14 protein-coding genes are annotated in these 12734 nt (G+C 53.0%); all 14 read right to left on the bottom strand.

Features of this window, described 5'->3' with window-relative positions:
- Nucleotides 1-644: 644 nt before the first annotated feature.
- Entirely contained in the window at nt 645-953 is a 309-nt protein-coding gene (locus LI149_RS09730) for a hypothetical protein (protein WP_015535527.1), read from the bottom strand.
- A gap of 10 nt (nt 954-963) precedes the next feature.
- Nucleotides 964-1509: a hypothetical protein gene (locus LI149_RS09725; RefSeq protein ID WP_015535528.1), complete on the bottom strand. Its 546-nt coding sequence runs from the start codon at nt 1507-1509 to the stop codon at nt 964-966.
- A complete protein-coding gene (locus LI149_RS09720) occupies nt 1506-2462 on the bottom strand; it encodes a hypothetical protein (RefSeq protein WP_015535529.1) in 957 nt (318 codons plus the stop codon). The genes LI149_RS09725 and LI149_RS09720 overlap by 4 nt, the downstream gene beginning before the upstream one ends.
- Nucleotides 2462-3100, bottom strand: coding sequence for a hypothetical protein (locus LI149_RS09715; RefSeq protein ID WP_015535530.1), 639 nt, complete (start codon nt 3098-3100; stop codon nt 2462-2464). Before LI149_RS09715 ends, LI149_RS09720 begins: the two co-directional genes overlap by 1 nt.
- Nucleotides 3097-3720 carry a hypothetical protein gene (locus LI149_RS09710; RefSeq protein WP_015535531.1) on the bottom strand — a complete coding sequence of 208 codons (624 nt, stop codon included), beginning with the start codon at nt 3718-3720 and terminating at the stop codon, nt 3097-3099. Before LI149_RS09710 ends, LI149_RS09715 begins: the two co-directional genes overlap by 4 nt.
- The gene (locus LI149_RS09705; protein ID WP_015535532.1) at nt 3720-3959 is read right to left on the bottom strand and encodes a hypothetical protein; all 240 of its coding nucleotides are present in this window, start codon (nt 3957-3959) and stop codon (nt 3720-3722) included. Before LI149_RS09705 ends, LI149_RS09710 begins: the two co-directional genes overlap by 1 nt.
- Complete coding sequence (locus LI149_RS09700; protein WP_015535533.1) at nt 3952-4194, bottom strand: hypothetical protein; 243 nt, start codon at nt 4192-4194, stop codon at nt 3952-3954. Before LI149_RS09700 ends, LI149_RS09705 begins: the two co-directional genes overlap by 8 nt.
- 189 nt (nt 4195-4383) lie before the next feature.
- Nucleotides 4384-8613, bottom strand: a complete 4230-nt coding sequence (locus LI149_RS09695) for a SpaA isopeptide-forming pilin-related protein (RefSeq protein ID WP_227143288.1) — start codon at nt 8611-8613, stop codon at nt 4384-4386.
- 283 nt (nt 8614-8896) lie between these two features.
- Nucleotides 8897-9868 (bottom strand): ParB/RepB/Spo0J family partition protein, encoded by a 972-nt coding sequence (locus LI149_RS09690; protein WP_015535536.1) that lies wholly within the window; start codon nt 9866-9868, stop codon nt 8897-8899.
- On the bottom strand, nt 9822-10670 hold the full coding sequence (locus LI149_RS09685; protein WP_105204999.1) for a ParA family protein: 849 nt from the start codon (nt 10668-10670) through the stop codon (nt 9822-9824). The genes LI149_RS09690 and LI149_RS09685 overlap by 47 nt, the downstream gene beginning before the upstream one ends.
- A 145-nt stretch (nt 10671-10815) precedes the next feature.
- Nucleotides 10816-10980 (bottom strand): hypothetical protein, encoded by a 165-nt coding sequence (locus LI149_RS09680; protein WP_015535538.1) that lies wholly within the window; start codon nt 10978-10980, stop codon nt 10816-10818.
- A gap of 442 nt (nt 10981-11422) precedes the next feature.
- Entirely contained in the window at nt 11423-11815 is a 393-nt protein-coding gene (rpsI, locus tag LI149_RS09675) for a 30S ribosomal protein S9 (protein WP_005335953.1), read from the bottom strand.
- A 26-nt stretch (nt 11816-11841) separates the two neighbouring features.
- Complete coding sequence (gene rplM / locus LI149_RS09670; RefSeq protein ID WP_022278613.1) at nt 11842-12270, bottom strand: 50S ribosomal protein L13; 429 nt, start codon at nt 12268-12270, stop codon at nt 11842-11844.
- A 256-nt stretch (nt 12271-12526) separates the two neighbouring features.
- Nucleotides 12527-12734, bottom strand: a 208-nt coding sequence (locus tag LI149_RS09665) for a hypothetical protein (RefSeq protein ID WP_227143287.1), incomplete at its 5' end; no start/stop codon positions are given.

Genomic DNA, 12734 nt, shown 5'->3' with positions numbered 1-12734 from the left:
ATGTCCTCAAAATATTCAGACGGGTCAAGGCCGCAGCGCACCAGCAGCATATATCCAATGCTGTTTTGCACCGCCCTGCGGTATTCCACTTCCAGGTTCAGCTCATCCAGTTCTTCCAGAAAGCTGCCTTCCGTGAGGGTTTTCAATTCTGCCAGGTAGTCGGGCATATTGTCCTCCACGGCGTTCTTTGCCGCAGAGAGCAGTGCTTCACCCAAATCCTCCTTGCGCTCCAGCTCTCCAAAGCTGTTTTCCAGCGTTTCAATGATGTCCGGCGCATATTCCTCCCGCACCGTCCAAAGGGGGACGGGGCGGGGGAACCGGGCCTCATGGGTATCGGAAATATCAAAGTAGTATTTCAGTCGGGGTTTTCCATTGTGTTCACCGTCAAAAACGGCAATGCCGTTTGCGCCCCGGTTTACCCAGCGCCCAAATTGCCGGTTCCATCGCTCGATCTCCAGGACGGCGGTGGCGTCTGGGCGCTGGGCGTAGACAAGCAGTTGTTCATCGAAAGAAAGCCGGTAGTTGCGGCAGGCAGAAGCCAGAAACGCCCGCCACTGGTCAGGAGCTGTCACGCTGCGCTGCGTTTCCTGGTACAGCTCCGTCAAGGCTTTATATCGTATCGCCATCGGTTGCCCCTCCTTTTCTTATTCTTTTTTCGCAGCTTTCAGTTCTGCGCTGTAATCCTTATCAGGGTCATATTGATTGCACAGGGAGAGCAGCAACAGCCAGATGGTATTTCCGGCCTCCTTCGGGTACATCCGAAGCGCCACGCAGGGCGCATGGTCACTGTCAACAAAGGGCCTCCCATAGCGCATAAACTGGTCGATCAGCTTTTGAGCCATCTCCCGGTATTCTTCATAGGGGTTCTGTTCCGCCTGCTGATGGAGAACCGTCATCAGCAAGTTGAACCAGTCCTCATGCGTATCCAGTTTTACGGGCGGTAAAGACGCCATTTTTATCACCTCATCTTTCCATGGCGACGGCCTGCCGCTGCCGGGGAATGGAAAACCCGTAGACTTTGGCGATGTCGTCGCCCAGCCTGCGGGTCACTCTCGTAATATCGGCGCGGGTTGCAATGCCGCGATATAGTTTTTCTTTCAGCAGTTCAATTTGAGAAGGGCTGGCGCTGTCCTTGTAAACGCGGTAAAGATAAAAGTTCGTGCCATCATGGTGGATGGCGTCGCACCGCAGATCACCCAGCCGGTCCACATACCAGGTGGAATAATCCGTATCGGAATACAGGCAGTCCCGGATATTGCCGCTGGGGATTTCCTTATATCCCATGCGCCGACCATTCCACAGGCCCAGGTCGCCTACGACTAAAATCGGTTGGGAGAGCTGCACATTGAGGTTGGCGCGTTCATCATCCAGGTAATCCCCATTGATCTCATACATCAGGGAAATGCGCTCATCTTCGGATAAATCCGGGTAGTCCGCCTCCAGGTCATCCCTCCAATCCTCATAGTCCAGGCCATAATTGCTCCAGATAACGTGTCTTTCCTCCTTCATCGGGCTTCACCCCGGTCTTTCTGCCTGGGCTTGATAGGCTGCCCCTGCTCGTCATAGTTTCTGGGATCGGCGGCGGGAGTCTGCCAGCCAAGCATGGAGCCGGCAAGCATGGCGGCCTCCTGTGCTTTGGTAACGCCATTCTTCACATTGCGGTCGTCTGCAAACTCTCGGTTCTGTTGAGCGTCAGGAGTTGAAAAATCATAGCAAGGGCTGTAGCCTTTTTCGCCCCTGGTCAGAAGAATCAGCTCCCCGGATGAGGGCAGTACACTAAAACACTGCACCGGCAGAGAAGAACGCAGCGGGATCACGCTCCCGTGAGTTTGCTCCAATCGCTCCGCAAATTCGCAGATATGATACAGGGCGCTGGAATACCCGCCGCTGGTTTCAAAATGGGTTTCGTCGATGACCCGGCAGGTGCGGTCGCGGGTTTCTCCGCCGCCAGTGAAAATGCGGATGTGGTCGCCGTCGGGAATGCGGAACAGCTCCTTGTAGCCGGGCGTGATAAACCGGATACCCTGTTTGGCCTTTTCCATGTGGTGTTCCAGGAATCGGGAAACGTAGGCGTAGAGGTAAAAGTTGTAGTCTCCATAATTGGGATTGCACCGGAGCATATAGGTGTGCTGCGGCGTCTGCACCTTAAAACCATACTCGGCGCAGTAGTTTCCCTCAAACTCAGCCTCCGGGTTCTGATAGCAAAACCTGGTCATGCTGTCACGGGTACAGAGCAGCCCATTCTTCTCCCGCAGAGTGTTGACCACCTCATCAAGCTCCGCCTTAAACTCGTCCGTCTTGTATTCCCTCCGATGGTCGAACCAGGAAGTGTAAAACTCTTTTCCAGCGCCAAAATCCCCGCGCAGATGGCCGATACAGCCGGTTTGCCCTTCAAGCTGGCTGCTCTGGTTGTACGCATACAGGCGATCCGCCGGGGTCATGCTGGTAATTGTCAGTTCCATTATCGCTCACGTCCTTTCTTTTTCGCTTGTCGTTTTTGCTCCGATATGGCTTTTTCCCTTGCCTGCCAATATTCGGGGTGGTGAATTTGCACGCTGCTATTGATAACAGCCTCATACGCACCGGGGGCAAAGCGCCCGTTCACCGGAGCCTGGATCATCTTTTTATCCATCAGCTCCCGGAGAGCCACCTGCGCGTCATTATCTTCCTCAAAGCAAAGATAACCGCTCGCTATAAAACCGCAGCCCATCGCTTCTTTTCGGAATACCTTTTCCGCCAGCTCCCGCCGCACCATAACGCCGCCATGCCCTGGGGTAGAAACGGAATAAACGCCGGGGCAGAGCGTTTCGCACTCCTGGACTTTGCCCCATGGGGAATAGGGCGGGGCCTCCGGCGCAATGGTGTTTTGCCGCTGTTCCTCCAGGCACTGCACCTCCTCCTGCGCCCGCGCCACCAAATCCTTCTGCGCGGAAAACAGGTCGCTGAAATAGTGGCCCCAATCGTAGTCCGTCCGGTTACTACATTTCCAGGTGACAAACTGCTGGGGCGCTGTCAAATGAACACCCAAGACAAATTCGCTGTCGCCCACATGACAGGAATCCGTAATGATATATCCGGCGTTTTCTCTGTAATCCATCATCGCTCACGCTCCTTTGCGGTTTTCTTTTTGGCCTGTTCCTGCTGAATCGCAGTAAGGCCATGCTTGGCCCAGCCGGGAAGGTCCTCCGGCTGTATCGTTCCCAGCACGTCCATGCGCTCATAGCGGCTTTCTTTTCCAGTATAAAGGTCAACGCAGTAACAGGCTGACCCCCTGCTGTGCGGGGAAGCCCCAAAGCCTCCCATACAGAGCTTGAGCTGGCGAGTGGCCCTGCGGTATTCCCGGCGCAGCACCTCCGGCTTTATCACCACGATTTTCCCGTGCAGATCATCCTCATAGGAAATTGGGATGCAGCCCTCCGCTGTAATGGGGCGGTCGTCTATGCCCTGTATGCGGGGCTTATTGAGTTCTATGTGGGTTTTCTGCGCTTGCTCGGCAACCCGCTGGCCGAACAGCTCCACAATCTCCGGGAAATCATCACTGGCCATCACTTCGCTGTATTCTGCAAATAAGGCGTTTTGCCGACAAAAGGCGCACATATACTTCATGCCGGTTTCATCCTGCGGATTTTCCCCCAGGACAACCTCGCGGTCGCCAATCTGCACCGCCTGGATAATCTCATAATCACCGGCCATGCGTTTTTCTGTGGAATCATCGTTCATCACTCTGCCTCCAATTCCTGTTTAATAAATACTTTGATTTCCTTTACACTGGCAAAATCCCGTTCATCCCCGGTAAGGTAGCGCACCGTGTCCTGCCATTGAGACAGCGGGTAGCTGTTCTCATCCATCCTGCACAGGTCCAAAAGGGCCGCCCGCCGCAGGATAGGCGAAAGATTTAAGTCGGAGATGAAACAGCCATGCCGAGCCGCCAGTATGTCCAGCAGGTGCAGTTCATTCATGGCAACACCTGCTTTCTTCAGCTTCTTTCAGCAATTCCTCCACCAGCCTGCCGCTGCGGACTTTATTCCGGTCTGCCAGCACCTTGTTCTGGACGCACAGCACCGCCCGGATGTTGGGAACGGTAATGCCGGGGACCTCCACCATCTCCTCCGGGGTGATGGTGAGAAGCTGCACCGGGGAGTAACCAGCCTGGGCAAAGATGCGGAACAGCCGTTGTTCAAATCGTTCTCTCATCTGCAAAGCTCCTTTCTTTTTTGGTATGTAAAAGGGGCGGCCCCGCATGGCCGCCCCTGGCTGGTTACTTCTTCCGGCTTCTGACTTTCAGGAAAATCAGGCCGCCGATGATGAATACCACCAGCGCAATGGCAATAATCGCTTTCAGTTCCATAAAATCATTCCTCCTTACACAGATTCAAACCGCCGTTATTTTGCGGTATGGTTGTCCTTTTTGCGCTTGCCCACATAGGCCGCAACGCCCAGGGCGGCAGCGCCCATAGCGGATACGCCCATCAGGGCCGCCCACAGCCACGGCTTGCTGTCGTCACCAGTTTTCGGGGTGTCGCGCAGCTCATTGTGCATTTGCGCCACAGTGGTCTTATCCGCCAGAATCGTCACCTTTTTATCCGCAGGCAGCACATAGTTGGCGCTGGCCCCATCCGATACCTCGGACACGGTGTAATCGCCTACGCGCAGGCCCTCGATGAAGATTTCGCCGTTTTTATCCGTTTTGAAGGTCTGGTCGTAGCCGTTGGCCCCGGTCACGCGGAAGGAGAAGCCCTCCACCTTGCCGTCGCTGGACGTTTTTTCAATCCGCAGGGAGCCAGTCTGGGCCATGTTGGTGAAACCAATCCCGGCCTCGTTCTCTACCTCGTAAATCTTGCCGTTCTCGGTGATCTCCACATAATAGGCGTTTTCATCCAGCAGGAAGCCCTCCGGCGCTTTGGTTTCCCTTACGAACACGCCGCCGTAGAGGATGTGGGACATCTCGTAAATGCCGGTGCTGGTTTCCTCCAGCTTGCCCAGCAGCTCGTCACCCTCGTCCAGCTCTTTGTTGCTGTTGGTATCGCGGTACACTTCAAATTCAGCGCCCGTCAATTTGTTATCGGGATAATCCTTATCCACCTTGGTGAGCCGCAGATCACCATACACACGCTCATTGGCAAGGGAAATCTCTACAACCTGTCCATCTTCCTCCACAGTAACGGGAATCACTTCATCGGAGAGGATGAACCCTTCCGGGCTTTCCAGTTCTTTCAGCACCCAATCACCGTAAGGCACATTGGTGAAAGAAAAGCTGCCGTCGTCCGCTGAGGTAGTGGTGGCAAGGGCGTTTTCGGCGGTAAACTCGGTTTCATCGGACTTAAACAGACCGATTACAGCCCCGCCCAGGCCCGTGCCGTTCTCATCGGTTTTGAGGCCCTTGATTTCGCCGCGGATCAGCTCGTTTGTGACAGCCTCGCCATCATTAGCGGAAATCTCTACCACGGCAACAGAAGGCCCGCCGTACTCAAAGGTGAACGGGAAGGTTTCGCCATTCAGCAGGTAATGGCTGTCAGTGGAAAGCTCCTTCAGGTAGAAGCTGCCGAAAGGCAGGTCGGTGCTGCAAACGGCCTGGCCGTTCTCATTCACAGAAACGATCTCCAGAAGCCCGTCTGCCGGGATCACGGAACCGTCTGCTGCGGTGATGTCCTCCTGGGCATAGAGGCCAAAGGTCACGGCGGAGATCTCGCCATTCATGCCAATGCCAAAGGTTTCATCCTGCTCCAGCACCTTGTCAAGCGTCACAAGGGCTTTCTGGCGCTGGTTGTAGAAGCTGGCAGAGGTTTCGGTGACTTCCACCTCCTGGCCTGCGTACACCAGCTCCACGTTGGTGACGTTCTCGCCGGTATCCACCATGCCGTGAGGGAACTGGATTTCCTTCACCTGGAACTTGCCCAGGTAGAGGGGCTGGCTCTGGGCTGTCCCGTCCTCGCCGGTGGTGATGGTGTCCACTACCTCGCCCGCAGAGTAGCGCAGGGTGCCGTCCAGGGTGTAGACGTCCTCCAGGGCGGTGATTTCAAACACCGCACCGGGCAGGCCCTGCACCTCATACACCGGCTGGTAAACGCCCTCGTTTTCTGTCACAGAGGAAAATACCTCGCCGGTCTTGCTGACTTTGATGATTCCTTTCTGGGCCATGTTGGGCTTGGTGACTTCAATCACCGTCACGCCGCCTTCCACGCTGGAATTGTCCTCGGTCACATCAAAGTAAACCGGGGTGCTGTCCAGCACATAGCCGTAGGGGGCCTGTACTTCAACCAGGGAATATCCCGCGCCGTATTCCAGCTTTTCAGGCGTTACCAGATAGCCCTCGGAATTGGTGTAGAACGTATCAATGGTGGTCGGCGTCGGGTAAGTGAAGGTCATTTCCACCTTGCTGCCATCGGGACGGTAAATCTGGAACCCGGCCCCCGCATAGGGGATGGTGACGCCGGTTTCCGCGTCCACCTTGACCACCTTGATGAAGCTCTCAAAGTTGGCGTTGTTGATGAGATAACGGTAGGTCTGGCCGTCCTGAGCGATATACACTTCAAAATCGTCCATCAGCTCGCGGCCTTCCCAGCCCTTGGTCTGACGGACGATATAGGTGCCGTAGGGCAGCTTCTTCGACTGTGCAAAGCCGTTCTCATCGCAGACGAGGACATCGCGCTCAGATTCCTTGGCATTTTCATAGCTGCCGGCTGATTTCAAAAACACCTGGAATTCCGCGCCGGATTCCGGGGTTTCGATCTGGGTTTCCCCGTCGTCGGTATGCTTGATTATGGCAATGTCGCCCTTGATGACCTGCTCCGTCACATCGTTGGCGGTGTCGTTCAGCTCAATCTCATACAATTCCGGTTCCGCGCCTACCTTGTGGATAGAGGAATCCAGCAGGTAGCCCTCGCTGGGGTTGATTTCACGGATTGTCCAGTCCGAATCGCAGACGTAATATCCGGTGGTGAACTGGCCGTTCTCATCGGTGGTATAGCTGTCGATGAGTGTATCTCCCTTATACAACCCATAGGTTGCTCCGGCAAGAGAACCGTCGCCCTGGGGCGCGCCCGTTTCCACATCGCTCTTGGTGACAGTGACACGGAACTTTTTGAGGACATTGTTCACGCTCTTGTGGGTCACTTCATTCCACTCGATGGTGGCTGTCTGGGAATCCGGCACCACATAACGGATGGGGGTATCCACCTCCTCCAGTACATAGCCCGTGCCGATGAGCACGTTTTCAAAGCGCGCCACACCGTTTCCGTCTGTCACCGCATACTCATCCACCGGCTGCCCGGAGAGGGATGTGCCGTACAGATGGAAGGTCATGCCCTCCACCAGCCCGTCCTCGCTGGTTTTCGTCACTTCCAGGCTGCCGCGTTTGAGCACGTTGCTAAAAGTCACGGTGGCGGTCTGGCCGCTGACGATGGTCACGCGCTGGCTTTCCTGGGGTTCGTATTTGTCAATCGACTGCTCGGTTACGGTATAAACGCCGGGATTGAGGTCGGAGATGTCGATCTCGCCCGCCTCATTGGTGGTCTTGGTGGCGCTGTATCCTTCGCCGGTAATGGTGAAGCTGATCCCGGCTACCTGTCCATCCTCGGAAGTCTTGACCAGCTTCATATTGCCGGTTTTTACTTCCAGGTTCAGATAGCCCACCATATAATCGGACACGGTTTCCCCGTAGGTGGCAAAGTCCTGCTTGCCGCCGCCGATAATCCCATCCGTCCATACCACTACGCCGCTGCGCTGGGCGGAGATTTTTTCTGCTTTTACCGTTACAGAGCCTTTGATGGCCTGGCTGGAAGTGATGGTGAGCTGGTTTCCGTCCACAGAGAAGTTCAGGCCGGTAATATTGCTGGTAAAGGTGTAATCTCCCAGCACGCCGTTGGTATCCGTGAGAGTGAGGGAATACTGCTGGCCGTCCCATTTCAGCTCGTAGGCCCCGGCGTCTGCGGTGCTGCTGAAAAAGCTGGGCAGCATGGTATGGCGTTTTACCGCGCTCTCAATAGCGGAATACTGGCTGAAGATCTCGCTGTAAAGGGGATTCTCCGGGCTGGTATATTCCGCGATATTGTTCTTGCCCTGGGCGTTGGCGTCCACATGGTTAAACTGGCTGTCGCGCTCGCCTACGACGGTTTCCCAGACAAGAAGCTGGGTGGCGATTGCCCCGGCCATCTTGCTGGCGTCCTCCGGGTCATCGGTCATCCATGAGGTGCTGGCGTTGCCCTGCCATCCATAGGTCATAATCCGCCCGATATATTCCTTGATGGTGTCCGGTGGGATAGTGGGGTTCAGATCGGACGGGTAATCATCCCAGAAATCCTCGCCCCGGCCAGTAAACTGGTCGCCGGAATGAACGCTGACGCCGGGTTCGATACAGTAGATGACTTTCCCGTTAAAGGAATCCTGCGTGTGGATGGTAAAACCGTTATTTTCGCCGGTAGACCATCCGCCCAAGAAATTCATAGCGGAATGTCCCCAGCCTGCCTTGTTGGGGTCGCTGGCACGGGGGAACTCCACCATATACGTCGTCATGGTTTCCCCTGCGGCAAACGCTGTGGTTCCCGTCCCTGCGAATATGCCCAGGCACATGAGCATGGCCATGAACAGGGACAGGGGCTTTCTCAATGCTTTCATCGTGTTACCTCCTTGAAATGGCCGCAAAAAAGCACACCGTTTCCGATGTGCTGCGGCTTGTGTTGGTTACTGTCTAAAAAAGAGAGGCCCGCCCGGTTTTCCTCGCAGCCCGATGTCTGCCTGTGGAAAAGAGGCCGGAGCTTTCTATATACATCCAGGCTCCCCAAATATCTTCTTTTTTTAGGCTGTTTAGGTTGTTTGGAAGGGGTGAGGTGTGGAGAGGGGGAACCGGCACAAGCTGCCGTTTCCCTGCAAATGGGCGCACTTCCCCCTTGTGAGTGGGCTATCTCTCTAAACTGCGCTGGCGTTTGCGGTAAAGTTCCAGCGCCTTGACAATGGTGTCCTCGATCTTCTGCGTGGGCGTCCCCGGCGCAAAAAACCGGCTGATTTTTTCTTTTGGGATTTTGAACTGTTCTTTTTGATTGGGCTTTTCCTCCTTCATAATGGAAACAAGGGCGTCTTTGGCCAGCCGTTCCCCTCCAGTCTTGGCTTCGGACATCTGTCGCATTTTGATGGCTTGGGCGTGGGACGGGGTGCAGTCCATCTCGTCCATGATAGCGAACAAGTCGGCCTGTTCTTCTTTTCGCAGGTAGGACAGCTCCACCGCAGGGCGCATGGCAATCTGGAGCATTTCCTGGTCTTTAAGGACTGAGTTATCTACCAGCTCCAGAATTTCCGGGATAAGGTGGGTAAGGCGGATATACCTATAAATCTGAGGTTGACTATCTCCGCTATCCCTGCTGATCTGCTGGGCTGCTGTAACGCCTTTTAACTTATTATCCAGTGGAGAAGAAGTTAAATCCGTCCGCTGACCCTGTCGTTTTAATGCGTCCAGCTTCATTTTGTAGGCAAACGCCTTCTCCGAGGGCAGAATCTGCTCCCGCTGCAAGTTGGAGTCCACCATGATAATCGTGGCTTCATCATCGGTGAGCTGCCGCACAATACAGGGGATTTTCGCAAGCCCCGCTAAATCCGCCGCCTTTTTCCTGCGGTGTCCGGCCACCATTTCATAGCCGCCCTCCGGTTTGGGGCGCACCAGGGCAGGGACCAATACGCCGTACTGCTTCACGCTTTCCGTCATTTCCTGCATAGCTGCGTCCATCCGCACCTTAAACGGGTGGTTCGGGAAGTCGCTGATTTCCGTGGGCGAAAGATTGACAACTTTTTCAAGCCGTGCCTCAGCCCGCTCTTCCTCCGTGGAAAACAGGTCATCGACTGAGGGAAGATTGAAGTTTAGCCCGTTGCTTTTCGCCATCCGCCAGCACCTCCTTTGAAAAATCCGCATAAGCCTGGGCCACCTTGCTCCCCTTGTCGTAGGCGTAAATACTCTTGCCTGCGGCGCTGATTTCTGCGGCTTTGATGGCTACGGGAATCTCGGAACGATAAATTTTCAACACGCTCCCGTAACTCTGCCGCAGTGTATCTGCTGTCTGTCTGGCAAGGTTTGTGCGCCCATCCACCAGAGTGAGCAGCACCCCGTCCACCTTCAGAGCCGGGTTGATCTGCCGTTTCACCTTATTGATGGTTTTCATAAGCTGGGTCATGCCCTTGGCGGGGAGATAGTGGGCCTGCACCGGGATAATCACGCTGTCCGCCGCAGCCAGGGCGTTGATCGTAATCATACCCAGGGACGGCATACAGTCAATGAGAACCACGTCATAGTGCTTCTTGGCTTCATTGACATAGGTCCGCAAAGTAAACTCCCGGCTCATGGCGTTGACCAGGCTCATTTCCAGCGCGGACAGCTCAATGTTGGCGGGCATAAGGTCTACGCCCTCGCTGTGGTGCAAAATGCCCTCATCCGTGGTGAATGGCTCATCCCGGATCACTTTTTCCATAACGGTGGCCAGGGTGGTGGGCAGGCTGTCTTGGTCTTGCCAGCCTAGGCAGGTGGTGAGGTCGCCCTGTGGGTCTGCGTCAATGAGCAGTACCTTTTTCCCCAGACGGGCTAAACCAATGCCCAGGTTCACCGTCGTGGTGGTTTTGCCTGTGCCGCCTTTCTGGTTGGCCAGCGCGATCACGCGGCCATCCCTGGGGCGGCTTCTTTGTTCCGGCATTTTCATGTCCTCCTTCTTCTTAGATTTAGCCGCCCGTTGGCAAGACGGACGGCTATGTATGAGAAAATCCGAAAGATGGACATGAAAAAAGCCGCTTACTCTTTCTGAAAAGAATAAGCGGCTCATCTGGCAGCGATATGTAATTTTACATCTTCTTCACCGGGGCGCACATGGCTTTGAGCAGAAGTTCATCCAGGCAGCCGGTGTCCCGGTTTTCACGGAGCATAGTATTGCGCAGGTGATTAAGGCTCTGGATCACAATGCTGTTTTCGGCGGGGGTGAGGTATATCTTGAATTTCCGTTTTTTCATAGGGCGTTCCTCCTTTACGCTTTCAGTATATATGGAAGGAACACTGCGCCGCAAATGTGCGAGAGTTCATCCACTTGAAACACAGCAGCGGCAACTCAGAAGGACAAGATAAACTGGATTCGGTTTGGTCAAATCCTGACAAATCAGGACATCCCCTTCAAAAGAAAAACCGTTCACAAAGGCCGTCATGGAATCGAAAAAATGACGGGGAAAATGCCCTCTAAAACACCCCGATTTCGGCTCGCAGTTGCCCCATTTTTTAATCATAACGGGGTCAAAAAGGGCCTGTTGCCCCATTATTAATCAAGAAAAACCGGGTCAGGCAAGGTCAAATCCTTCCAAAATCGGACAAAGGACAACAGACTTTTTGGAAAGGAAAAAGCCCGGAAAACCGCATGGTTCCGGGCTTTTTGAGCATTTTTGAATTGGTTTGTCGGGCCTGTTATCTCTTGGAGAACTGAGGCGCACGACGGGCAGCTTTGAGACCGTATTTCTTACGCTCTTTCATACGTGGGTCACGTGTAAGGTATCCAGCTTTCTTAAGAACTGGTCTGTACTCAGAATCTGCCTCAAGAAGTGCTCTGGCGATACCATGACGGATTGCTCCAGCCTGTCCTGTGTATCCGCCACCTTTTACGTTAACGATTACATCAAATTTGTCTGCTGTCTCTGTAGCAACTAATGGCTGACGAACAACAACTTTTAATGTCTCAAGTCCGAGATACTCATCGATATCTCTTTTATTGATTGTAATATTACCTGTTCCTGGTACAAGGTAAACTCTTGCAACTGATTTTTTTCTTCTTCCTGTTCCGTAGAATTTTGCTTTAGCCACTGTAATGTCCTCCTTTCAACCTTTCCTTAAAATGTAAGCTCAACTGGCTTCTGAGCCTGCTGCTCATGATCCGGTCCAGCATATACATGAAGCTTCTTAATCATAGATCTTCCTAAAGGTCCTTTTGGAAGCATTCCTTTAACTGCGAGTTCGATAACCTTCTCTGGTTTCTTAGCCATCATCTCTGCTAATGTAGTCTCTTTCATTCCTCCTACATACTCAGAGTGATTGTAATAAATCTTCTGGTTCATCTTCTTACCTGTTACGTTAATCTTCTCAGCGTTAACAACGATTACATAATCACCTGTGTCAACGTGTGGTGTGAACTGAGGTTTGTTCTTACCTCTTAAAACCTTAGCAACTTCTGATGCAAGGCGTCCTAATGTATATCCTGTAGCGTCAACTACATACCATTTTCTTTCAATCTTATCTGGATTAGCCATATAAGTCTTCATGGAATTCCCTCCTGTAATTCTTTAACGTTTATTTTTTTTGCTTCTCTATCGAAATCAACATGATTCCGGGGCTTTGGCCTCATGCTGTTTCTTCTTTTGCCATACTGTCATATTATATTATACTGACCCGTGTGTGTCAACCATTTTCAATACTTTTTCCGAACTTTTTCCGAACTTTTTTTGCACCTCTTTTCTCATGTTTTCAGTCTCTGATTCTATCTTTTTCTTTATTTTCTGATATTTCTTTCTATTACTTCTATATCTTTCTTTTCGCATTCATGGTATCATAGTTGAGAGGTTTTGACTCAATATCATAACTTATGATTGATAAAATGATGTTGGGGTCAAAAGCCCCAATTATGATGCAAGAATTATTTTTTTGCGGCAATGTCATTGCTATTTTTTCTTGGGGGAGACTGTCCGAAAACTCGGATAATCTAATCTGATGAGAAAAAGATTGATAT

Source organism: Dorea sp. 210702-DFI.3.17, from assembly GCF_020560825.1.
Lineage (GTDB): Bacteria > Bacillota > Clostridia > Lachnospirales > Lachnospiraceae > Dorea > Dorea formicigenerans.
Note: the sequence above shows the minus strand (reverse complement) of the source record. Positions and strands in the feature narration are given on the sequence as shown.